Origin of the sequence: Rhizobium sp. BK456, from assembly GCF_014194045.1 — a bacterium.
In the GTDB taxonomy this organism is placed as follows: Bacteria; Pseudomonadota; Alphaproteobacteria; order Rhizobiales; family Rhizobiaceae; genus Rhizobium; species Rhizobium redzepovicii.
In genome coordinates this window covers 462,524-484,094 of sequence record NZ_JACIAO010000003.1, presented here as the reverse complement: position 1 = coordinate 484,094, position 21,571 = coordinate 462,524, and the positions used below count along the sequence as shown (strand labels likewise).

Here is a 21,571-nt window from a genome sequence, read left to right as displayed (position 1 = left end):
TGGCGCGCGTTCGCGCGACATGTAGGGAGCGAAAGTGCCTGTCAGTTGTCGTATTCGCGGCAGGCTTCGCTGATCGAGGCGCCGCTTTCGCCGCCGCGTGTATCGACGCCCGACCTCTGCTGCGGCATGCCGGCGCATTCCATCGTTTGCGGCTGGCCGATGCTCTGTGTTGTCATCGGATCAACCGGCGCGACGCGCACCGGATACATGCCGTTGTTACTGTTGGTGTAATCGGATGAATAGCTACCCGAACTCGGATCGGTCGAGCCGCCGTTGGTCGGCCCGATCGGATCGGGATTCGACTGGGCAAAGGCTGACGATGCCATGCCGATCGCAAGCAGCGAAGCGGCGATAAGGGATTTGTTCATGAGGATATCCTCCTTTGATTTTCATCTTGGATGACCCTGGGGTAACCGCCTGCCGGAATCATTGTTCCGAAAATTGCGAAAAATCTGCACGCAGGCCTTGCATGGTTACGCATAAACCTTAACGGCGGAAGCTGCTGGATCGCCTCTGCCACCTGCCTTAGTGCATGACGAAACGCCAATCCGCAGCATGAGGCCGCAATGTTCGTTTCCCCGCGCGAGGCCGCAGATCTCGGTCTGCAGATTGCCCTTGCACTCGCCCTGACGGCCAGTGGCATGGCAATCGCGTCCTCTGCCATGGGCCGCGAGAAGGCCGGCATATCAGCGATCGACGTCGGCCGCCCCTCGTTGTGGACTGCCATTCCGACGCGTATCGATCCGACGACACAGGCCTATCTGCGCGCCGACGCGCGGGCCGGGCCGGAACTTGCCGCCAGCGCCGAACAGCCCTGCCATGACCCGATTGGCCTGCGCCTCTCCTGCAATTTGATCGCCACCAGCAGCACAGCCTTTTAGAGCAATTCCAGCAAAACTGTGCAGCGGTTTTGGCGACGATCTCTGCGCTTCACCGCGAACGGCTGGCGCTCGATAGCTGCACGGGCAGGATCGTCGATGCCTTGATGTCCTTCAGCACGAACATCGTATGCATCTCCTTGATGCCGGGCAGGCGACGGATCACCGTCATGGCGAATTCGGCATAATTGTCGAGATCGGCAGCGACCACCTGCAGCAGGAAATCGGCCTCACCGGCAACGGAATAGCAGGCGATGACCGCCTCCAGTTCGCCGACCTCGCGCTCGAAGCGCTGGGCCTCGTCATGGGAATGCGTGTCGATCTGCACACGCACGAAGGCGAGGACGCCGAGGCCTACGGCGCGACGATCGACGAGAGCCTGATAGCCGCGGATGACACCGGCCTCTTCAAGCCGTTTTACTCTGCGCCAGCAGGGCGAGGTCGACATCCCCACGCGTTCCGCAAGCTCCTGGTTCGTCAGCCGCCCCTCGCTCTGGAGCGCCTTCAAAATTCGGATATCGCCCGGCTCGAATTCCATGATCGGTAAATCCTTTCTAGCTTCATCGACAGATAGGAAGATCCTACCAAAATCGCCCGGGTCGCGACAGGAATAGGCAGGATATTTCTATGCCTTACGATAGGTTGGGAAAACCGAACCAAGCGTGGAGAATGAGGGATGACGGGTGAGGATTGGCGTGTCGCGGTGATTGTCGAGCCGGCGCTGCCGGCCGGCGAACTCGCCAATACAATCGCAGTGCTGTCGATCGGCCTCGGCGCTGCGGCGCCGGCGCTTGCCGGCGCGCAATTGACCGACCTGACCGGCCGGATATTTCATGTCAGTGCCAACAAGCCGGTCCCGGTGCTGCAGGCGGCGGCCGCCGATCTGAGATCGCTGTTGCTCAAGGCGTTGCCGGCGCCCGATGGCGCACTGGTCGTGCCATTCCCGCGTTTTGCCCGCGCCCTGCATGTCTATGCCGATTATGAGGCTTCGATACCAGCGCGCGACCTCTCCTCGGAAATCATCGACGGCATCGGGCTCGCCGGCCCGACGAAGTGGATCCGTTCGCTGACTGGCTCGCTGAAGCTGCTGCGTTGATGCGTGCAGGCAGGGCTTGCCGCCTGGTATAGCTGACCTGTCCCGGCGAAAGCTTGCAAAAGGCGATGATTTGCCGTTTCATCGGGCGATAGCGACCACCGTCCGACTCTTTTCCTGAAGGATTCAGCCTTTTGTCCCAACCGATGCCCCGCGGCTTCGAGAAGCCTTATGCCGCCTTCCTGTTCGATATGGACGGCACCATCCTCAATTCCATCCGTGCTGCCGAACGTGTCTGGAGCGACTGGGCAAGGCGTCAGGGGCTCGATGTCGCCGACTTTCTGCCGAAGATGCATGGATCGCGCGGCGTCGACACGATCGCCCGGCTGAACCTGCCGGGCGTCGATCCCGAACATGAAGCCAGGCTGGTGACCGAGGCCGAGATCGCCGATGTCGGCGATGTCGTTGCCATTTCGGGTGCCGCGGCATTCCTGAGCTCGCTGCCGCCGGATCGCTGGGCGATCGTCACCTCTTCGCCCTTGCGTCTTGCCCACCGGCGGCTGGAGGCGGCGGGCCTGTCGCTGCCGAAATTCATGGTGACGGCTGAGGATGTGAAGGTCGGAAAACCCGATCCGCAATGTTATATTCTCGGCGCCGAACGCCTCGGCGTCAGCACCCAGGACTGCCTGGTGTTCGAGGATGTCGCCGCCGGCATTACTGCCGGCGAGGCGGCGGGCGCCGATGTCATGGTCGTCACGGCAACCCATCATGACAAGATGGAAACGCCGCACCCGACCTTCGCATCCTATGACGAGATCTCGGTCCGCATCTCAGCTGACCACAAGATGTTTATCGTGCCGAACGCGGCCTGACATCAGCCGCGTTTCCGGCCTCTCACTCCGCGGCGGCGGCAAGACAGCGATCGATGATCCTGCCGATTTCGCCGCGGCACGAGCCGCAATTGGTTCCGGCACTCGTTTCCTTGCCGACCGCCTCGACGCTGTGGCATCCGCCGCGCACGGCGGCGGCGATCTGGTTGACCCCGACGCTGAAGCAGGAGCAGACGGTGGCTCCCGGATCCGGCCTGCCGGCGCCGGGACGGCCTGCCACGAGTGCAAAACGTTTCCTCAGATCATCATGTGCGGCGGAGAGCTGCGAGATCGCCCAGTTGCGCGCCACGGCGACCGGCTCGCGAGCAAGGAACAATGCGGCGAGCAGCGTCTCGCCATCGAAGAAGGCGAGCCGGAGGTCGCCGGTTTGCCGGTCGGCATAACCCAGCGGTTCGATCTCATCAGGAATGGCGAAAACCGCCCGGCACCAGGCCGTCCAGTCTTCGACGGTCCGGTCGAAGGCAAGCTCCAGCCGCCAGCCGCCCTCGGCTTTCGCCAGCGCCCAATAGGCCGCGTCAGGTGTTACGGGTTTTGTCGCCGAGACGGCGAAACCGTAATGGCTGGCGGGGAAGGGCCGGACGGCGACAGCGACGTTCTTCGACGCCGGCTGGCCGGAAAAGGGATCGGTGATCGGCGCGACCACGGCGTCGATCCGCGCTTTTGCCGCGAACTGGTCGTTCCAGTGCATCGGCGCGAAAATGCCGCCGCGGGCCTGGCGATCGGTCACCAGCGCCCGGACGATCGCCTTGCCGTGGGGGCTGTCGATCTCGACGAGGCCGGCGCTCGATATGCCGGTCTCGATCGCGTCGCGCGGATGGATCTCGGCAAAGGGTTCGGCGATATGGGCGGACAGCCGGGCGCTCTTTCCGGTTCGCGTCATCGTGTGCCACTGGTCGCGGATGCGCCCGGTATTCAGCGTGAAGGGGAAGTCGGCATTGGTGCGATCCGTTGCCGGCGGTTCCACCGCGACGAAGCGCGCCTTGCCGTCGGCATGGTAGAAACCGCCATCGGCGAAGAAGCGGGTGATGCCGGGTTCTGTCCCTGCCGCCTGCGGCCACTGGAAGGGCGACAGCTCCTCGTAAGCGTCGCCCGAGATACCGGCGCGGGCGCCGATGTCGAAGTCGCGGCTGCCGTTGTTTTCGAAGGCGGACAGGGCGGCGTGTTCGGCGAAAATCTCGGCCGGTGCGTCGAAATCGAAGGCGGCGGCAAATCCCATGCGGCGTCCGACTTCCGCAAGCTGCCACCAGTCGGCCTTGGCATCACCGGGCATGTCGAGAAACGGCCGCTGTCTGGAAATGCGCCGTTCGGAATTGGTGACGGTGCCGTCCTTCTCGCCCCAGCCGAGCGAGGGCAGAAGCACCTGCGCGTGCCGGGCCGTATCCGTCTCTCTCAGAATGTCGGAGACGACGACGAAGGGACAGGCGGCGATCGCGCTTTCGACGCTATCGGCGTCCGGCATCGAGACAACAGGATTGGTGGCCATGATCCAGAGCGCCTTGATGCGCCCGTCGGCCACCGCGCGGAACATGTCGACCGCCTTCAGGCCGGGCTTGGCGGCGATTACTGGCGATTCCCAAAAACGCTGAACGCGGTCGCGGTCTTCAGGATTTTCGATCGCCATATGGGCGGCAAGCATGTTGGCGAGACCGCCGACTTCGCGCCCCCCCATAGCGTTCGGCTGGCCGGTCAGCGAGAAGGGGCCCATGCCGGGGCGGCCGACGCGGCCGGTCGCCAGATGGCAGTTGAGGATGGCATTGACCTTGTCGGTGCCGGACGAGGATTGGTTGACGCCCTGGCTGTAGCAGGTCACAACCTTCGACGTCGTTTCGAAAAGGCGGAAGAATTCCCGGATCTGCATGGCCGGCAGGCCGGTTCGTTCCAGCAGATCGTTGATATCGAGTGCTGCGGCTGAAGCAAAGGCGCTGGCGAAGCCTTCCGTATGGGAGGCGATATAATTCTGGTCAATCGCAGGGCTTGTCGCGAGGTGGGCAAGCAGTCCCATGAACAGCGCGACATCGCCGTCCGGACGGATGGCCAGATGCAGGTCGGCGATATCGCACGTCATCGTCCGGCGCGGATCGATGACGACGATGCGCATGTTCGGCCGCGCCGCTTTTGCGGCGGCCAGCCGCTGGTAGATGACGGGATGACACCAGGCGAGGTTGGAGCCGGTGAGCACCACCAGATCCGCAAGTTCGATATCTTCATAGGTCCCAGGCACGGTATCGGCGCCGAAGGCGCGGCGATGCCCGGCCACGGATGAGGACATGCAGAGCCTGGAATTGGTGTCGATATTGGCCGAGCCGATGAAACCCTTCATCAGCTTGTTGGCGAGGTAGTAATCTTCGGTCAGCAACTGGCCGGAGACATAGAAGGCGACGGAATCCGGCCCGTATTCGGCGATCGTTTCGGAAAAACGCCGGGCAACCAGATCGAGCGCCTCGTCCCAGCCGCTGCGCGCGCCTGCGATTTCGGGGTAAAGCAGCCGGCCGTCGAGATCGATGGTTTCGGCAAGCGCCGAACCCTTCGAGCACAGCCGGCCGAAATTCGACGGATGCTCGGGATCGCCCTTGACGGTGACGGCGCCGGCCTCGTCGACCGTGGCGATGACGCCGCAGCCGACGCCGCAATAGGGGCAGGTGGTCTTGACCTCAGCCGCCATTATTCAGCCGCCATCAACAGACTTTCCAGCGCGATGAACAAGGCGCCGTCCTCATTGCGGACCGGTATAGTCCGCACCTCGCCCTGGTCGGCGCCGAGCGCCTTGCCAGTTTCCAGAGAGATCACCCAATTGTGCAGCGGGCAGGTGACCGCCTTGGCATGCACGATGCCCTGGGAGAGCGGGCCGCCCTTGTGCGGGCAGTGATCCTCGATGGTGAAGACCTCGTTTTCGGCCGTGCGGAAGACGGCGATCTTGCCCTGCGGCGTCTTCACGCAGCGCGCGCCGCGCAGCGGGATATCGGAGATGTCACCGATTGCGATCCAGTTCATATCCATCTCCTTACTCTGCAGCCTGCGGATAGCCGATCGTCGCCATCGGCTTGAATTCGTGCTTGTCCTTGCCGGAGACACGCTCTGACCAGGGATCGACCTGGGCAAATTTTTGGCTGAAGACGAAGCGTTCGTAATAGGCTTTTCGCTTTTCGGCATCGCCCATGATCTGGCGGCGGATTTCCTCCAGGCCGACGCGCTTGGCCCACTTGTAGATCCGCTCGAGATAGCGGGCCTGCTCGCGGTACATCTGCGTCAGTGCCACGATATGCTCCAGCGCCTCGTCCTCGGTCCGGACAAGCCCAAGGACCTCCGTGCCCTTGATGTCGAGCCCGGCTGCACCAGCGAAATGGATCTCGAAACCGGAATCCACGCAGATCACGCCGATGTCCTTGCAGGTTGCTTCCGCGCAATTGCGCGGGCAGCCGGACACGGCCATCTTCAGCTTGGCCGGCGTCCAGGAGCCCCACATGAACCTCTCGATGCGGATGCCGAGACCGGTGGAGTCCTGGGTGCCGAAACGGCACCAGTCCGAGCCGACGCAGGTCTTCACCGTACGCAGGCCCTTGGCATAGGCCTGGCCGGAGACGAAGCCGGCCTTGCCGAGATCGGCCCAGACGGCAGGCAGGTCTTCCTTCTCGATGCCGAGAAGGTCGATGCGCTGGCCGCCCGTCACCTTGACCATCGGGATCTCGAACTTGTCGACGACATCGGCGATGGCGCGCAGCTCGTTCGCATTGGTGACGCCGCCCCACATACGGGGAACGACGGAATAGGTGCCGTCCTTCTGGATGTTGGCGTGGACGCGCTCGTTGATGAAGCGCGACTGGTAGTCGTCGGCATATTCGTCCGGCCAGTCGCAGACGAGGTAATAGTTGAGCGCCGGCCGACACTTGGCGCAGCCGCAGGAGGTCTTCCATTCCAGTTCCTGCATGACGGCAGGAATGCTCTTCAGACCTTTCGCCTTGATCAGGCGGCGAACATCGTCATGGCCGAGTTCGGTGCAGGTGCACATCGGCTGCACGGCGGCCGGATTGTAGCCGTCGCCAAGCGTCAGCGCCATCAGTTGTTCGACGAGGCCGGTGCAGGAGCCGCAGGAGGCGGATGCCTTGGTATGAGCACGCACGTCGTCGAGCGACGTCAGCCCTTTGCTGGTGATCGTCGAGGTAATCTTGCCCTTGCATACGCCGTTGCAGCCACAAATCTCCGCGTCATCCGGCAAGGCTGCAACGGCCGCCATAGGGTCCAGCGGCGACCCTCCCTGGTAGGCCTGACCGAAGATCAGCGTCTCGCGCATCTCCGAAATATCGGTGGCCTTCTTCTTCAGATCGTTGAACCAGGCGCCGTCGGCGGTCTCGCCGTAAAGCACGGTGCCGATAATCTTGTTGTCCTTCAGCACCAGGCGCTTGTAGACGCCGGCGCTGGCATCGCGCAGCACGATCTCCTCGCGGTCGTCACCATCGGCGAAATCACCGAGCGAATAGAGTTCGATGCCGGTGACCTTCAGCTTGGTCGGCGTGTCCGCATGCACGAAAGCCGGCGAATGGTCGTCCGAGAGATGTGCTGCGGCAATGCGGGCCATCTCGTAAAGCGGGGCGACGAGGCCGTAGACCATGCCGCCCACCTCGGCGCATTCGCCGAGCGCAAAGATATCGCCATCCGAAGTCTGCATGCCGGCATCGACGACGATGCCGCGATTGACCGCAAGGCCGGCGTCCTTCGCCAGGCCGACACTCGGACGAATGCCGACGGCCATGACGACGAGGGTTGCCGGGATGATGCGGCCGTCGTCGAGTTCGATGCCTTCGACCTTGCCATTGCCGATGATCGCCTTGGTATTGGCCTTGCAGATGACCTTGATGCCGCGTTCCTCGACCGCCTTCTGTAACAGATAGCCGGCGGCGGGATCGAGCTGGCGCTCCATCAGCGTCGGCATGACGTGCAGCACAGTGACGTCCATGCCGCGCTGGGCGAGGCCAGCTGCCGCTTCGAGGCCCAAAAGACCGCCGCCGATGACGACCGCCTTTTCGCGCGACTGGGCGGCAAGCAGCATGGCCTGCACGTCGTCGAGATCGCGATAGGTAATGACGCCGGGCAGATCCTTGCCGGGAACCGGGATGATGAAGGGCACGGAGCCGGTGGCGATCACCAGCTTGTCGTAGCTTTCGGTTACGCCGTGGTCGGAGGTGACCGTCTTGGCATCGCGGTCGATGTTGACGATCTTGTGGCCCTTGTAGAGCATGATGCCGTGCTTGATGTACCAGCCGTCACCGTGAATGATGATCTGCTCGTAGTCCTTTTCTCCCGAGAGAACCGGCGACAGCATGATGCGGTCGTAATTGACGCGCGGCTCGGCATTGAAGATCGTAACTTCATAGCGTCCGGGCGCCCGTTCGAGGAGGTGCTCCAGCATGCGCCCGGGCGCCATGCCATTGCCGATGATGACGAGTTTTTCTTTCATGTTTCCTAGTCCTTAGATCAGGTTGCAGCCACGGGCGCCGAGGCCCCCTGGCGCGACAATTGCTTGACGGACAGGTGCATCCAGACGAGCGAGATCGCGACGATTGCGAAGAGCAGCAGGAAGCAGCTGGACCAAAGGCCGGTCATGTCCTTGAGGAGGCCGAAGGCGATCGGAAGGATGAAGCCGCCGAGACCGCCCATCATCCCGACGATGCCGCCGACGGCGCCGACGCTTTCAGGGTAATAGGCCGGAATGTGCTTGTAGACGGCGGCCTTGCCGAGGCTCATGAAGAAGCCGAGCACGAAGATGACGACGATGAAGATAACAGGCGTGATGGTCGTAGCCGGCAGCGACAGGATGAGAGTGGCTACGGCCGAGACGGCCAACATCGCATACATCACGCTGCGCGCCCCCTTCTTGTCCGACAGCACGCCGCCGAAAGCGCGGAAGATGCTGCCCGGGATGGAGTAGGCGGCCGCAATCATGCCGGCAGTTTCCAGGTTGAAGCCGTAGACGCCGACCAGATAGCGCGGCAGCCACAAGGACAGGGCTACGAAGCCCCCGAAGGCGAAGAAATAGTAGAGCGAGAAACGCCAGACCTGGACGTTCTGCAGCGGCGCGAATTCCTGAGCGAGGCTCTTGGAGGCGACGCCGCGCTCGCGGCGAAGACGAAAGGCCGGATCATCTGACGTGGTGAACCAGAAGACGATGGCCATCAGCGCCAGACAGACGGCCCAGATCTCGGCAACCGCCTGCCAGCCCCAAGCGAGCAGCACGAAGGGAGCAGCGAATTTGGTCACGGCCGCGCCGACATTGCCGGCGCCGAAGATGCCGAGCGCCGTGCCCTGCTTTTCCGCCGGGAAGAAAGGCGAGACATAGGCAACGCCGACCGCGAAGGAGCCGCCGGCAAGCCCGACGCCGAGGCCGGCGATCAGCATCTGCGTATAAGTCTGGGCGTAGGAGAGCAGGAAGGTCGCCACCGCGGCGGCAAGCATGGTGAGGGTGTAAACGAGACGGCCGCCGTAACGCCCCGTCCAGATGCCGAGGACGATGCGCACAAGCGAACCGGTCAGAACAGGGGTGCCGATCAGCAATCCGAACTCCGCCTCGTTCAAGCCGAGGTCCTGTTTGATGCGGATGCCGATGATCGCAAAGATCGTCCAGACGGCGAAACAGAGCGTGAAGGCGACCGTGGAAATCCACAATGCTTTGGCTGGTTCGCCGGCGGACATGGGCTGCGCTTTCTCGATGACAGACATGGCTTCTCCGTAGCGCGACAAGGTCGTGCCGATCCATTGCTGGGGGGGTTAAAAACAAAAAGCCGCTGGTCAGGCTGCGCATGCACGAGGCGCGCGAAATATCCTGATCAGCGGCTTTGCTGGTGGCGCCCGCCGTTGGACGCCGAATTCATGGTCTTCTCGGAGCGACTATTGCGCCCTCATACTGCGCTGATCGCCATTGATCTGTGCACCAGTATCCTTGCAAACTGCGTGCCAGTTTAGTGTTGTTTCTTTAAGTGACTGAATAGAAATGGAATTTCTAAAAACTGGTCGTCTGTACGTTTTTGCGGCTGCCAAAAAACGTGCAAATCTTTTGTGCGTTGCGGTGATGGTGGGCATCGAACATTGCTGGCGTTTTGTGCAGGTCGGCATGGATCAGGTCTCATCGCTGTGGGAGGCGAAGGGCAGGGCGCTTTTGACGGCAAAGCTCGCAACATAGTCCGGCAGTTCCGCCGGATCGAAGACGTGGCCGTCCATGAAGCAATCGCCTTCATCATTGCCCTCGATGCGGATGTCGGCGTCATCAGGTGCATTGGCGTCGCCGAGCGCTCTGCGATAGAGATCGGGACGGTAGGCGGAGGCGGCGGCCCGCGCCTTGTTGAGGCTGGTCTCGGCCTGTCCCCAGCGGATCATCTGGCTGTAGATCCACAGCGCATGGCTTGGTCTCGGGTAATTGGCGAAGCCGGAATGAAACTGGAAATAATCGGCGATAATGCGCCGGTTGCCCTTCGCATCGAGGTTGAATTCGCCGGCGAGAACGCGGCGAATGATGCCGACAGGGGCGGCGATATAGCGCGGATCGGCGAGGACCGCCGCCAACGCGTCGTGATTGTCCGGCATGTCGCACCAACGGGCTGCCGCGTCGAGCGCCACGATCAGCCGGGAAACGGTCTCCGGATGGCTCTCCGCCCAATCCGGCCGCATACCGATCACCTTCTCCGGGGCCGAGGGCCAGATGTCCTGTTTGGCGGCGACGATGCGGCCGACACCGCGCTCCGAGGCGACCATGTTCCACGGCGCGCCGACGCAGAAGCCATCTATCGCGCCGGCTGCCAGTGCGTCCGAGGTGAGCGGCGGCGGCACGACGACGAGCTTGACGTCCCTGTCGGGATCGATGCCGCCGGCCGCTAGCCAGTAGCGAAATTCGTAATTGTGGGAGGAGAAGGGATAGGTAACCCCGAACGTCGGCAGCGGCGCGCCGCGCGCCTTTATCGCCGCGATCGTTTGGGCCAGGGCATGGGCGTTATCCAGCGCGCTTGCCATCTCCGGCAATCGGGCGTCATCCCGCATCCTGTCGAAGAGCCGCGTCGACAGCGTGATCGCATTGCCACCGCGCCCAAGGGAAAACGGTGTGATCGTCGGCGAGGGATTGGAGCCGAGACCGAGCATGGAGGCGACCGGCATCGGCGACAGCATATGGGCGATGTCGAACTGGCGGAATGCTAGGCGGTCGCGCACATTCGCCCAGGAGACATCCTTGACGAGATCGAGCGTCAAGCCTTCCTTCTGCGCGAAGCCGAATTCCGCCGCCGCTATCAGTACCGATGCATCGACGAGCGGAATATAACCGGCCCGTAGCACCTTCGGCCCTTCACTGTTGACATGCGCGGGCGAGGGCAGCCCTCCGCTGGAACTGGCGGTGTTCGTCATCATATCCACTCCGGTTTCCTCCGGAAATTGAGGAGCCCCGCGATCACATCAAAAGTCCCGCGGCGGTGACAACGCTCTGGGCGATTTCCGACATCTTCTTCTTTTCGTTCATCGCCGTCTGGCGCAACAGGGCGAAGGCCTCTTCCTCGGACAGTCCGCGCATTTTCATCAAGATGCCCTTGGCGCGCTCGATAAGCTTGCGTTCCTCCAGCGCCGAGCGGGCATCGGCAAGCTCCCGCCGCAGCCGGCTAAAGGCATTAAAGCGGCTGACGGCCATGTCGAGGATAGGTTTGACGCGTTCCTTCTTCAATCCGTCGACGATATAGGCCGAGACGCCGGCATCGACCGCAGCCTCGATGGAGGCCGTGTCGGAGCGATCGACGAACATGGCGATCGGACGGCTGACTGTACGAGTCAGCTGGAACAGATGCTCCATCATATCGCGGTTGGGGTTCTCGATATCGATGATGATCACATCGGGCATCAGCGTTTCGATCGTTCGCGCGATGCCGTTGACCTCATGCACGACGGTGACGCGCGCATGCCCTGCCTCGCGCAGCCCTTCTTCAATGATGGAGGCGCGGATGGCATTTTCGTCGATCACCAGAATCGTCAGATCGAGATGCTTCATGATTATATTTATGACGCAGCGCAGCAATTTTGGCAAGGTTTGCGCCTCATAAATGTGCAGAAGCTATCGTGCTTAAAAATTGACCATACTGCCGCACTTTCAGGCGTCTCTACAGCGCGAGACCGATATCGACAGCGAACTTTTCCAGCCCATTGACGCTTGAGGAGGCGCTCCGTTTGGGCGAAAAGGCGTGGCGCTTTCGACCTCGATCTTTTCGAGTGTCGGCAGCGCCTGATCCTCGGGGCAGAAGGCAGGTTTTATTGGCCACCAGTGAATTTCATCCGATCCAACGGGCAGGGGATGACGGGCTTGCGGCGCGGGCACTGCGCGTAATTGAGGCCGTTCTCGGCGTTGCCGCAGCGCTCGTTCTCGCCGTGCTGCTCGTCATGGTGCTCGTCACTGTCTGCTTGCGCTATTTCTTCGGTACCGGCTTCATCGGCGCCGAGGATTTCGGAATCTGGCTGAATGTGGCGCTGGTCGCGCTCGGCGCGCCGCTCAGCCTCAATAGCGCCCTTGCCATGCGTCTCGACGTTTTCGTCAGGATGCTGCCGGAAGGCCTGCAGAAGCTGACGCGGATCGGCGCCGATGTCTTCACCGTGCTTTCGGCGCTGATCCTCGCTTTCGGCGGCCGCGAGATCGTGACGATGCTTGGCGGCGTCTCGCCGACGCTCGGCCTGCCGGAATGGATCCGCTTCAGCTTCCTCGGTGCCGGCGGCGCGCTGATCCTCATCGTGCTGCTTCTGCAGCGCATCGCCGACCGCCGGGTCCTGCCGGTTGCTCTTTCGCTGGCCCTCGGCATCGCACTCTATGCTGGCATCCCGCATATCTTGCTCGATCTCGACTGGCCGCCGAGCATCTTCCTCGGATTGATCGCGGCGATCGGCCTGGTACTTGCCGCACCGCTGCCGCACGCCTTTCTCGCCGCAGCCTATGCCGCCATCGCCTTCGGCAGCAGCCTGCCCGAGCCGGCGATCGTTTCTGCGACCGTCACCGGTATCTCGAAATTCCTGCTGCTCGCCATTCCTTTCTTCCTGCTCGCCGGCGGCCTGCTGACGGCATCAGGCGTCGCCAATCAGCTCGTGCGCTTTGCCGCCGCCATGGTCGGTCATCGCCGGGCCGGACTGGCGCAGACGACGCTTCTGACCAGCGTTCTCTTTTCCGGCGCTTCCGGTTCCTCGGTCGCAAATGCCGCCTTCGGCGCATCGACCTTCCAACCGGAATTGGTCAAGCACGGTTATCACCCGGCGCAGGCTGCGGCGATCATCGCCTCGACATCGGTTCTCGACAACATCATCCCGCCGTCGATTGCCTTTCTCATCCTCGCCTCGGCGACCAATCTTTCCGTCGGCGCACTGCTAGTCGGCGGCTTTTTCGCCGGCGGGCTGATGGCCATATGCCTGGCGGTCGCCATCCATCTGACCGTGCGTGAGCAGGTGCCCTTGCCGCGCGCAACCGCGAGGCAGCGCTGGCAATCGGCGGTCCAGGCGATCCCGGCCTTCGGGCTGGGTGTCATTGTCGTCGTCGGCATCCGCATCGGCATCGTCACGACGACGGAAGCGGCAGCGCTCGCCGCCTTCTATACGCTGCTGCTCGGCATCGGCGCCCGTCTCGGTATCCTCTCGCTCTATGCCATCTTCCGCCAGGCGGCGGTCGAAGCGGCGGCGATCGGTCTGCTGATCGGCACGGCCGGCCCTTTCGCCTTCCTGCTGGCGGTCGACGACGTGTCTTCGCTGATCGCCCATCTGACGACGGCGCTCGGCGGCAGCGCGCTGGCCGTCATCCTTTTGTCGAACGTCATTCTGCTCGCCGTCGGTCTCGTTCTCGACATCGGGGCCGCGATCCTGCTCTTCGGTCCGATCCTGCTGCCGGCAGCGATCGCCGCCGGCATCGATCCCATCCAGTTCGGCGTCATCATCGTCGTCAACCTGATGATCCACGGGCTGACGCCGCCGCTCGGCATGCTGATCTTCGTCGTCAGCGGCGTCACCCGCATTCCCGCCTCGGAACTCTTCCGGGCGGTGGTTCCCTATCTGCTCGCTCTCCTGGTCTCGCTCGCAATCCTCTGCGCCTGGGCCATCATCGTCTAACGAACAGGACAATCCATGGACAATCTCAACCGACGCAATCTCCTGAAGTTCGCAGCGCTCGCCGGAACGGCGCTCGCAGCGCCCGCTTTCGTCCGCACGGCCGCCGCCCGCACGACGACGATCACGATCGCCTCGCTGCTCGGCGACGACAAGCCGGAAACCAAGATCTGGGTGAAAATCGGCGAGCTGGTCGAAGCCAGGCTTCCAGGCCAGTTCAAGTTCAATATCGTCAGGAACGGTGCGCTCGGCGGCGAGAAGGAAGTGGCCGAGGGCGTGCGCCTCGGTTCGATCCAGGCGAGCCTCTCGACGGCCTCGTCGCTTTCCGGCTGGGCACCGGAGCTGCAGATCCTCGATCTGCCCTTCCTCTTTCGCGATGCCGACCATGTCCGCAGGACCGTCGGCGGCGATGTCGGCGCCGATCTCAAACAGAAACTGCAGGCGCAGAATTTCGTCGTCGGCGATTTCATCAATTACGGCGCGCGCCATCTCCTGACCAAGGAACCGGTGACCCGGCCCGAGCAGCTCAAAGGCAAGCGCATCCGTGTGATCCAGAGCCCGCTGCACACTAAGCTCTGGAGCGCATTCGGCACCACGCCGATCGGCATTCCGATCACCGAGACCTATAATGCGCTCGCAACCGGCGTCGCCGACGCGATGGACCTGACCAAATCGGCCTACTCAGGCTTCAAGCTCTATGAGGTCGTGCCCGATATGACCGAGACCGGCCACATCTGGGCATCAGGCGTCATCTATTATTCCTCTGCCTTCTGGGCCGGCCTCAACGGCGATCAGAAGGCGGTATTCGAGCAGGCCTCCAGCGAAGGGGCCGCTTACTTCAACCAACTGATCGTCGACGACGAGGCGAAGTCCGTCGAGACGGCGCTTGGCCATGGCGGAAAGCTGTTGAAGCCGGAAGCCTTGGAGGAATGGCAGAAGGGCGCGCAGGGTGTCTGGGCCGATTTCGCGCCTGTCGTCGGCGGCATCGACAGGATTAAAACCGTTCAGGCGGCCTGAAGCGGGGGAGGGCGGACCGCTGACGGTCCTATAGGGGCGACTGAAAAATCGGCCTTATCATCGCTCGGATGTATCGGAAAAATAATGCCGCCGCAGGCCTGAAATCGAAAGAGCATGCCTTCGGCGATCGTGGTATATGACTTACTTAAAATCCTGGAATGGGAAGTTCTTAACCTTCGGCCGGTGCGATCCTGTTGACCGCAATCTCGCGACCGCTTCCGGCGGACGGATCCCATGGCCTCGATTTGAAACAAACAACATTAAACACAAGGCTTTGGAGGGCCGACCATGAGCTTACGCATCAACGATATTGCCCCCGATTTTACCGCCGACACCACCCAGGGACCGATCAGCTTCCATGACTGGATCGGCAATGGCTGGGCCGTCCTGTTCTCGCATCCGAAGAATTTCACGCCGGTCTGCACGACCGAGCTCGGCGCGATGGCCGGCCTGGCGGGAGATTTTTCCAAGCGTGGCGCCAAGATCATCGGCATCTCCGTCGATCCCGTGGAAAGCCATGCCAAGTGGAAGAACGACATCAAGACCGCCACCGGCTTCGATGTCGAATATCCGCTGATCGGCGACAAGGATCTCAAGGTCGCCAAGCTCTACGATATGCTGCCGGCCGGCGCCGGCGAGAGCTCGGAAGGCCGCACGCCCGCCGACAACGCCACGGTGCGTTCGGTTTTCATCATTGGTCCCGATAAGAAGATCAAGCTGATCCTCACCTATCCGATGACGACGGGCCGGAATTTCAACGAGATCCTGCGTGCCATCGATTCCATCCAGCTGACGGCCAAGCACCAGGTGGCGACACCGGCGAACTGGAACCAGGGCGAAGACGTCATCATCACCGCCGCGGTTTCCAATGAAGACGCGATCACGCGTTTCGGCTCCTTCGATACGGTTCTGCCCTATCTCCGGAAGACCAAGCAGCCGACGGCCTGACCGCTGCTTTCAAGCCGTTCTGGAAGCCGCCGCGGCCATTGCCCCCGGCGGCTTTTTCTTGCGCCATTGCCGAAATGGGGAAGCGTCGCGCCGTGAACGATGCTATCTAGTATCAGCGTCACGATGGAAGTCGAACCTGCTGAGATCCGATGAGAGGGCGAAAGCGTCAGTCCGGCATGGGGAAGAGAGCGGCGAAGGCCCTGCTTTCGCTCTGCTTTCTGTTTACCGTCATAGACACGCCAAAGGCCCAGCCGGAAGTAAGCGCTGCCGAGCCGGCCTGTCTGTATTCCGGGCCTTCTGCGTCGGGATCGGATGAGACGCTCTGCATCCGCAAGGACAGTTTCAATCGCGATCTCTGCGCCGCGATCGAGCATTTCGCCGAGGCCAATCAGTTGCCGCCGGAATATTTCGCCCGCCTCATCTGGCGCGAAAGCACCTTTCGCCCCGACGCGGTCAGTTTCAAAGGCGCGCAGGGTATTGCCCAGTTCATGCCCGGAACGGCGAAACTGCGCGGTCTTGAAGACAGCTATCAGGTGCTGGAGGCGCTCCGGAAATCGGCGCAGTATCTCGACGAATTGCGCAATCGTTTCGGCAATCTCGGCCTTGCCGCCGCCGCCTATAATGCCGGCGAAAACGGTCTTGCTTCTTACCTAACGTCAGGAAGATTGCCTTACGAGACGCGCAGCTACGTGATGGCGATCACCGCCCATACGGTGGAGGAGTGGAAGGAAAAGCCGCCGGAAACTGCGGCAGCCCCGCTCGATAAGGACAAGCCCTTTTTCGACGGCTGCGTGGCGCTTGCCGAACGCCGGACGTTGAAGGACACGCCGTGGCGTCAGGAGGGCGACTGGGCACCCTGGGGTGTCCAGCTTGCCGCGAACGCGGATGTCGCGGTGGCCCGGCGCATGTTTCTCGATGCGGTGCAGGATCTGCCTGCGCCGCTCAATGCGGAACAGCCGCTGATCCTGCGCCAGCGCGATCGCAGCTTCGGCTTTCGCCCGCGTTATGCCGCCCGCATCGGCCGGCAGACGCGCCTGGAAGCCAACAGCCTCTGCAACCAGATCCGCACTCACGGCGGCACCTGCCTTGTTTTCAAGAATCGATAACGGGGCCGCTTTCCCATTCGCGGCGAAAACTCCGCTTGCAGGATCGCGACACGGCGCAGCATAGTCGGCGCGGATCATGCAAAGGGAGGAACGACAATGCGGGTTTTGGTCATCGGAGCGACGGGCCATGTCGGAACCTATCTCGTTCCTCGTCTGGTCGAGGCGGGGCACGACGTCGTTACCATCAGCCGCGGCGCGGCAAAGCCCTACACCGAAAATCGCGCCTGGGCCTCCGTCGACCAGCGCCAGATGGATCGGGCCGAGATGGAACGGACCGGCGAATTCGGCCCGGCCGTGCGTGAAGTGAAAGCCGATATTGTCATCGACATGATCTGCTTCACGCTCGAGAGTGCCGAGCAGCTGGTGACCGCGCTATCCGGGCATGTCGGTCATTTCCTGCACACCGGCACCATCTGGACCCATGGCTACCCCCGCACCGTGCCGACACTCGAAGAGGCGCCGAAGTCTCCCTTCGGTGACTACGGCATCCAGAAGGCGGCGATCGAAACCTATATGTTGCAGCAGGCAAGGCTTCGCGGCTTTCCGGCCACCATCATTCATCCCGGCCACATCGTCGGTCGCGGATGGGCGCCGCTCAACCCTGCGGGCAATTTCAACCTGCAGGTCTTTTCGACCCTCGCCCGCGGAGACGCCCTGGCGCTGCCCAACTTCGGCCTGGAGACGGTCCATCACGTCCATGCCGATGACGTGGCGGCGATGTTCATGGATGCGATCGCCAACTGGAATGCGTCGACCGGCGAGAGCTTCCACGCGGTTTCGGAGCAGGCGCTGACGCTTCGCGGTTATGCCGAAGCCATGTCGCACTGGTTTGGGCGGGAGTCGAAACTCAGCTTCGCCCCATTCGAAGTCTGGGCCGAAAGCCAGACGGCCGAAGATACGGAGGCGACATGGGAGCATATCGCCCGCAGCCCGAATTGCTCGATCGCCAAAGCCCGGCGCCTGCTCGGTTACTCCCCGAGATACACGTCTCTGCAGGCAGTGCAGGAGGCTGTGGACTGGCTGATCGGGCAGGGAAGGATCTAGACCCACTAACGGATCAGGATAGCTCTGAAATCATTGACGTTGGTACCGGTCGGGCCGGTTTCGAAGAGATCGCCGACGGCGGCAAAGCCCGAATAGCTGTCATTGCCGTCGAGCAGCCGGCGCGGATCGAGCCGGGCAGCGCGCAGGCGCTTGACCGTGCCGCCATCGGCGAAGGCACCCGCATTATCCTCGGAGCCGTCGATCCCGTCCGTGTCTGCAGCAAGGAGATGAATGCCCTCCTGTCCGTCGATCGCTAGCGCCATGGCGAGCGCGAATTCGCCGTTGCGCCCGCCCTTGCCGCCCTTGGCGCGAAGCGTCACCGTCGTTTCGCCGCCGGACAGGATGACAACCGGCTTCGAAAACGGCCTGTTCCGGCCGAGCACCTCGCGGGCGATCGCCGCATGCACCAGCGCCACGTCACGCGATTCTCCCTCGATCGCATCCGAAAGGATCGCCGGCACTATCCCCTGCGACTTCGCCAGGGCGGCGGCTGCCTCCAGCGAGACGCCGGCAGAGGCGATGATGTGATGCGCGTGGCGTCGGAAGACCGGATCGTCGGGCCGCGGCGCATCGGCCTTGGGTGAGTTCAGATGGTCGAGGGCTGCCTGCGGCAGCTGTAATCCATATTGCTTGACGATCTCAAGCGCGTCGTGCCGCGTCGAACCATCAGGCACTGTCGGCCCGGAGGCGACATGAGCCGGGTTGTCGCCGGGAATGTCGGAGACGATCAGGCTGACGACCCTTGCTCTGGTTGCTGCCGCAAGTCTCCCGCCTTTGATGGTCGAGAGATGCTTGCGCACGACGTTCATCGCCGAGATCGGCGCCCCCGAGGCGAGCAGGATTTCGTTGAGCGCAATCTCGTCTTCGAGTGTCAGCCCCACCGGCGGGGCGGGCAGCAGCGCCGAGCCGCCGCCGCAGATCAGCGCGATCACCAGATCGTCTTCCGTCAGTCCGCTCACCGTCTCCGTCAGCCGTCTTGCCGCTGCAAGTCCCGCCGCATCGGGAACAGGATGGGCAGCCTCGATGATCTCGATGTCGCGTGTGTCGCAGCCATAGCCGTAGCGCGTGACCACCAGACCCGTAAGCGGCCCGTCCCACACGCTTTCGAGCGCTCGCGCCATCTGCGCGGCACCCTTGCCGGCGCCGATCACCACGGTCTTTCCCTGCGGCCTGTCAGGCAGGTTTGCCTTGATGCCGGTCAGCGGATCGGCGGCGCGAACAGCCGCGTCGAACAGGCTTTTCAGGAAATCGCGGGGAGCGCTTATCGTCATCGGTGGTCTCTGCTGCCTGGAGTGTCGATCGTCACACCGACTGTCGACGCATCCCCGTGCCGGCGTCAAGGTCGAAGACGAAGCAGTGTGACGGTTGTCGACTGCAAATTCTGCTTCATCGAAAGGAACGGATAAGAACGATAGAAAGCATTAACCATAGTCCCGTAGACAACGAACAGGATCAAAGGAACCTGTGTTCGATGGCTACTGAAATGACCTGCCGCCCCGCCGCCCAGAGTGAAGGCGTGGTGATTGCTTTTCCCTCCGGAACCGGAACCGCCAATATCGAGCGCTGCGCCCGTGAACTCGGCCGCAGGCATGGCGCGGATGCGATTGCATTCTGGAGGGCTGAATGCCGCAGGCTCGCCGATCAGCTTCTGGCAGCCGGAATGCCGGAGAGCGACGTCGGCGAGCGGGTGCTGCAGTTTCAGCAGGATGTCCAGATCGAACTCGTCCTCAGCCATCAAAACGGGCCGCTGCCCAAGTCTCAGAACCGATAGCGGCGCTCTCGCTGAATCTGGACGGTCCCCCGGCGAATGGCATGGCAACCAGTTTGCTCCCGTTCTGTCGCTTTACCGCAGCAGCCCGGCAGATCGAAGGGCGTCTTCAATGACCTTCTGGATGCCGCCGCGATCATCCCCTATGGCAGATGAACCTGCGACGTTTTCCGGTTGCGCAGTAGCGGGTTTTACATTGCGCCGCTTTTCAAACGAGGGAACCAGGCCCCAGGACCTGGCGATTTCGACGGTCGAGGAAATTCCGATGTCAAGCATGAAGGGGCCGCTCGCCCCGTAGCCGGTGCCGACGTCGAGCGGCGTGCCGTGATCCATTCCGGCAATCGTATAGAGCTCGATCACCTCCACCCCGTGAGCATCGGTCCAGACCCTTCGCTGATGGCGTCCGATATTTTCCACGCGCGACGGCGATACGTCGATGCCGTGGATATTTCTCCATTGGTCGACGATTGCATTTGCATTCGATGGCACGACGGTTCTGTCCGCGCTTCCCTGCCAGAGCGACAAAGTCGGCCACGGGCCTTTGTGGGTTGAGGCGTTTCTCAACCGCAGTTGCAGTTCTTTGGCGGTCGGGCCGCCATGACCGCGCATTCGGTCGAACGCCTCGGGAATGGTCGCGGCGCTGGCATAGGGCAGGCCTGCAATGATGGCGCCTCCGGCAAAAATCTCCGGATAGGTGGCAAGCATGGCGGCGGTCATGGCGCCACCGGCCGAAAGCCCGGTCACGAATACGCGCCTGCTGTCGATGCTGTGCTCCGCAACGACCTTTGCGATCATCTGGCGAATGGAAAAGACCTCGCCATGATCCCGGCCTATATCCTCCGGGTTGAACCAGTTGAAGCAGAGGTTGGGATTGTTTGCCCTTCGCTGCTCGGGAAACAGCAGCGCGAAACCATAATCCTCTGCCAATCGCGACCACCCCGACCCGATGTCATAGCCGGCGGCGGTCTGAGTGCAGCCGTGCAGGACGGTGACCAGCGCCATGTTCTTTGCGCGCTTCGACGGCAGGAAGATGTAACCTCCCAAAGCACCCGGGTTTGCACCAAATGTGCCCAGGGCAATCAGATCGGGATTTTCCTGCGTGGGGCGGGGGCGAAGCGTTCCTCGCAACGCAGCAAGGCGCGCGAGCGTGTCGGACATAGATCTCATGAAAGTCTCCGCCAATCAGCAGCCGGGATGGCGGTGATGCCTGCGTAAACGCGTCAGTCGGCCGAAGGTTGCTGCGCTGCACAATATTTTCTGAGCAGGCTGGATTTCCGGTAGCGCCGGTAGGCTCGCCGGGCGAGGAACTTCGGTCCGGAAATGACGTTGATGTTGTCGATTGACAGCATTGTCGCTGCAATTAGCGAGGCTTTTCAGATGTCGAACAAACCCAACTTCTTCTCTTCCTTTGCAACCATCGTCGCCGATTTCTCGGGAAAGCCGTTCACCTTTGTCGCGGCTCTGACGCTCGTGATTGCCTGGGCGGTATCGGGACCCTTTTTCGGCTATTCTGAAACCTGGCAGCTTGTGATCAATACGACCACGACCATTATCACTTTCCTGATGGTCTTCGTGTTGCAGAACAGCCAGAACCGTGACGGCAAAGCGGTCCAGGCCAAGCTGGACGAACTCATCCTGACGAGCCAGGCCGCCAACAAGTTCGTCGGCATCGAAAAGCTGGACGAGGGTGAACTCAGAGAAATGAGCAAGACGCTTGCCGCGCAAGCCGAATGCGTCGAGGAAAAAGCGGATGAGAAATCTGCCGCGGAGGCAGCCTCCACCTGATGAAT

The 21,571-nt window shown here is 62.3% G+C and carries 20 protein-coding genes; 10 read left to right on the top strand and 10 right to left on the bottom strand.

All coding sequences use genetic code 11. The features are described from left to right. Nucleotides 1-41: 41 nt before the first annotated feature. A complete protein-coding gene (locus tag FHX03_RS12055; protein WP_097625249.1) occupies nt 42-368 on the bottom strand; it encodes a hypothetical protein in 327 nt (108 codons plus the stop codon). A gap of 198 nt (nt 369-566) precedes the next feature. On the opposite strand from FHX03_RS12055, the gene FHX03_RS12050 reads away from it, so the two are divergent. Beyond that, nucleotides 567-881: a hypothetical protein gene (locus FHX03_RS12050; protein ID WP_097625250.1), complete on the top strand. Its 315-nt coding sequence runs from the start codon at nt 567-569 to the stop codon at nt 879-881. A 49-nt stretch (nt 882-930) separates the two neighbouring features. Here the strand turns inward: FHX03_RS12050 and FHX03_RS12045 are convergent, their stop codons facing one another. Beyond that, nucleotides 931-1,416 (bottom strand): Lrp/AsnC family transcriptional regulator, encoded by a 486-nt coding sequence (locus FHX03_RS12045; RefSeq protein WP_003587019.1) that lies wholly within the window; start codon nt 1,414-1,416, stop codon nt 931-933. A 138-nt stretch (nt 1,417-1,554) separates the two neighbouring features. Between FHX03_RS12045 and FHX03_RS12040 the strand changes: the two genes are divergently transcribed. Beyond that, a complete protein-coding gene (locus FHX03_RS12040) occupies nt 1,555-1,974 on the top strand; it encodes a DUF2000 domain-containing protein (RefSeq protein ID WP_183853809.1) in 420 nt (139 codons plus the stop codon). A gap of 131 nt (nt 1,975-2,105) precedes the next feature. Then, nucleotides 2,106-2,783, top strand: a complete 678-nt coding sequence (locus FHX03_RS12035) for an HAD family hydrolase (protein ID WP_183777755.1) — start codon at nt 2,106-2,108, stop codon at nt 2,781-2,783. A gap of 22 nt (nt 2,784-2,805) precedes the next feature. On the opposite strand, the gene FHX03_RS12030 is transcribed toward FHX03_RS12035, so the two are convergent. From FHX03_RS12030 to FHX03_RS12005, 6 genes are all read right to left on the bottom strand, one after another. Then, entirely contained in the window at nt 2,806-5,463 is a 2,658-nt protein-coding gene (locus FHX03_RS12030; RefSeq protein ID WP_183853807.1) for a nitrate reductase, read from the bottom strand. Next, a complete protein-coding gene (gene nirD, locus FHX03_RS12025; RefSeq protein ID WP_183853805.1) occupies nt 5,463-5,798 on the bottom strand; it encodes a nitrite reductase small subunit NirD in 336 nt (111 codons plus the stop codon). Before nirD ends, FHX03_RS12030 begins: the two co-directional genes overlap by 1 nt. 4 nt (nt 5,799-5,802) lie before the next feature. Further along, nucleotides 5,803-8,253 carry a nitrite reductase large subunit NirB gene (gene nirB / locus FHX03_RS12020; protein WP_183853804.1) on the bottom strand — a complete coding sequence of 817 codons (2,451 nt, stop codon included), beginning with the start codon at nt 8,251-8,253 and terminating at the stop codon, nt 5,803-5,805. A gap of 17 nt (nt 8,254-8,270) precedes the next feature. Next, nucleotides 8,271-9,512, bottom strand: coding sequence for an MFS transporter (locus FHX03_RS12015; protein WP_097625257.1), 1,242 nt, complete (start codon nt 9,510-9,512; stop codon nt 8,271-8,273). A gap of 396 nt (nt 9,513-9,908) precedes the next feature. Then, on the bottom strand, nt 9,909-11,192 hold the full coding sequence (locus tag FHX03_RS12010; RefSeq protein ID WP_179867101.1) for a CmpA/NrtA family ABC transporter substrate-binding protein: 1,284 nt from the start codon (nt 11,190-11,192) through the stop codon (nt 9,909-9,911). A gap of 34 nt (nt 11,193-11,226) precedes the next feature. Continuing rightward, nucleotides 11,227-11,814: an ANTAR domain-containing response regulator gene (locus FHX03_RS12005; protein ID WP_037073146.1), complete on the bottom strand. Its 588-nt coding sequence runs from the start codon at nt 11,812-11,814 to the stop codon at nt 11,227-11,229. 260 nt (nt 11,815-12,074) lie between these two features. Here FHX03_RS12005 and FHX03_RS12000 point away from each other — a divergent pair, with 260 nt between their 5' ends. The 5 genes from FHX03_RS12000 to FHX03_RS11980 all read left to right on the top strand — a co-directional run bounded on the left by FHX03_RS12000 (nt 12,075) and on the right by FHX03_RS11980 (nt 18,013). Further along, on the top strand, nt 12,075-13,901 hold the full coding sequence (locus tag FHX03_RS12000; protein ID WP_183853802.1) for a TRAP transporter large permease subunit: 1,827 nt from the start codon (nt 12,075-12,077) through the stop codon (nt 13,899-13,901). A gap of 15 nt (nt 13,902-13,916) precedes the next feature. Then, nucleotides 13,917-14,915 (top strand): TRAP transporter substrate-binding protein, encoded by a 999-nt coding sequence (locus FHX03_RS11995; protein WP_097625260.1) that lies wholly within the window; start codon nt 13,917-13,919, stop codon nt 14,913-14,915. Between the two features lie 288 nt (nt 14,916-15,203). Further along, nucleotides 15,204-15,863 carry a peroxiredoxin gene (locus FHX03_RS11990; RefSeq protein ID WP_003573610.1) on the top strand — a complete coding sequence of 220 codons (660 nt, stop codon included), beginning with the start codon at nt 15,204-15,206 and terminating at the stop codon, nt 15,861-15,863. Between the two features lie 149 nt (nt 15,864-16,012). Then, nucleotides 16,013-16,969, top strand: a complete 957-nt coding sequence (locus FHX03_RS11985) for a lytic transglycosylase domain-containing protein (protein ID WP_183853800.1) — start codon at nt 16,013-16,015, stop codon at nt 16,967-16,969. 96 nt (nt 16,970-17,065) lie between these two features. After that, entirely contained in the window at nt 17,066-18,013 is a 948-nt protein-coding gene (locus FHX03_RS11980; protein ID WP_183853798.1) for an NAD-dependent epimerase/dehydratase family protein, read from the top strand. Between the two features lie 5 nt (nt 18,014-18,018). Here the strand turns inward: FHX03_RS11980 and FHX03_RS11975 are convergent, their stop codons facing one another. After that, a complete protein-coding gene (locus FHX03_RS11975; protein WP_183853796.1) occupies nt 18,019-19,284 on the bottom strand; it encodes a glycerate kinase in 1,266 nt (421 codons plus the stop codon). A gap of 200 nt (nt 19,285-19,484) precedes the next feature. Here FHX03_RS11975 and FHX03_RS11970 point away from each other — a divergent pair, with 200 nt between their 5' ends. Next, nucleotides 19,485-19,784, top strand: a complete 300-nt coding sequence (locus tag FHX03_RS11970) for a DUF6074 family protein (RefSeq protein ID WP_003586992.1) — start codon at nt 19,485-19,487, stop codon at nt 19,782-19,784. 72 nt (nt 19,785-19,856) lie between these two features. Here FHX03_RS11970 and FHX03_RS11965 read toward each other — a convergent pair whose 3' ends face one another. Beyond that, a complete protein-coding gene (locus FHX03_RS11965) occupies nt 19,857-20,948 on the bottom strand; it encodes an alpha/beta hydrolase family esterase (protein WP_097625265.1) in 1,092 nt (363 codons plus the stop codon). A gap of 210 nt (nt 20,949-21,158) precedes the next feature. Between FHX03_RS11965 and FHX03_RS11960 the strand changes: the two genes are divergently transcribed. Continuing rightward, nucleotides 21,159-21,566 carry a low affinity iron permease family protein gene (locus tag FHX03_RS11960; protein WP_097625458.1) on the top strand — a complete coding sequence of 136 codons (408 nt, stop codon included), beginning with the start codon at nt 21,159-21,161 and terminating at the stop codon, nt 21,564-21,566. Nucleotides 21,567-21,571: the final 5 nt, after the last annotated feature.

What these genes read in the sequence shown, in the direction of transcription:
- FHX03_RS12055 (WP_097625249.1), bottom strand. Translation starts at nt 368, where the DNA reads ATGAACAAATCCCTTATCGCCGCTTCGCTGCTTGCGATCGGCATGGCA.
- FHX03_RS12050 (WP_097625250.1), top strand. Translation starts at nt 567, where the DNA reads ATGTTCGTTTCCCCGCGCGAGGCCGCAGATCTCGGTCTGCAGATTGCC.
- FHX03_RS12045 (WP_003587019.1), bottom strand. Translation starts at nt 1,416, where the DNA reads ATGGAATTCGAGCCGGGCGATATCCGAATTTTGAAGGCGCTCCAGAGC.
- FHX03_RS12040 (WP_183853809.1), top strand. Translation starts at nt 1,555, where the DNA reads ATGACGGGTGAGGATTGGCGTGTCGCGGTGATTGTCGAGCCGGCGCTG.
- FHX03_RS12030 (WP_183853807.1), bottom strand. Translation starts at nt 5,463, where the DNA reads ATGGCGGCTGAGGTCAAGACCACCTGCCCCTATTGCGGCGTCGGCTGC.
- nirD (WP_183853805.1), bottom strand. Translation starts at nt 5,798, where the DNA reads ATGGATATGAACTGGATCGCAATCGGTGACATCTCCGATATCCCGCTG.
- nirB (WP_183853804.1), bottom strand. Translation starts at nt 8,253, where the DNA reads ATGAAAGAAAAACTCGTCATCATCGGCAATGGCATGGCGCCCGGGCGC.
- FHX03_RS12015 (WP_097625257.1), bottom strand. Translation starts at nt 9,512, where the DNA reads ATGTCTGTCATCGAGAAAGCGCAGCCCATGTCCGCCGGCGAACCAGCC.
- FHX03_RS12005 (WP_037073146.1), bottom strand. Translation starts at nt 11,814, where the DNA reads ATGAAGCATCTCGATCTGACGATTCTGGTGATCGACGAAAATGCCATC.
- FHX03_RS11995 (WP_097625260.1), top strand. Translation starts at nt 13,917, where the DNA reads ATGGACAATCTCAACCGACGCAATCTCCTGAAGTTCGCAGCGCTCGCC.
- FHX03_RS11990 (WP_003573610.1), top strand. Translation starts at nt 15,204, where the DNA reads ATGAGCTTACGCATCAACGATATTGCCCCCGATTTTACCGCCGACACC.
- FHX03_RS11985 (WP_183853800.1), top strand. Translation starts at nt 16,013, where the DNA reads ATGAGAGGGCGAAAGCGTCAGTCCGGCATGGGGAAGAGAGCGGCGAAG.
- FHX03_RS11980 (WP_183853798.1), top strand. Translation starts at nt 17,066, where the DNA reads ATGCGGGTTTTGGTCATCGGAGCGACGGGCCATGTCGGAACCTATCTC.
- FHX03_RS11975 (WP_183853796.1), bottom strand. Translation starts at nt 19,284, where the DNA reads ATGACGATAAGCGCTCCCCGCGATTTCCTGAAAAGCCTGTTCGACGCG.
- FHX03_RS11970 (WP_003586992.1), top strand. Translation starts at nt 19,485, where the DNA reads ATGGCTACTGAAATGACCTGCCGCCCCGCCGCCCAGAGTGAAGGCGTG.
- FHX03_RS11965 (WP_097625265.1), bottom strand. Translation starts at nt 20,948, where the DNA reads ATGAGATCTATGTCCGACACGCTCGCGCGCCTTGCTGCGTTGCGAGGA.
- FHX03_RS11960 (WP_097625458.1), top strand. Translation starts at nt 21,159, where the DNA reads ATGTCGAACAAACCCAACTTCTTCTCTTCCTTTGCAACCATCGTCGCC.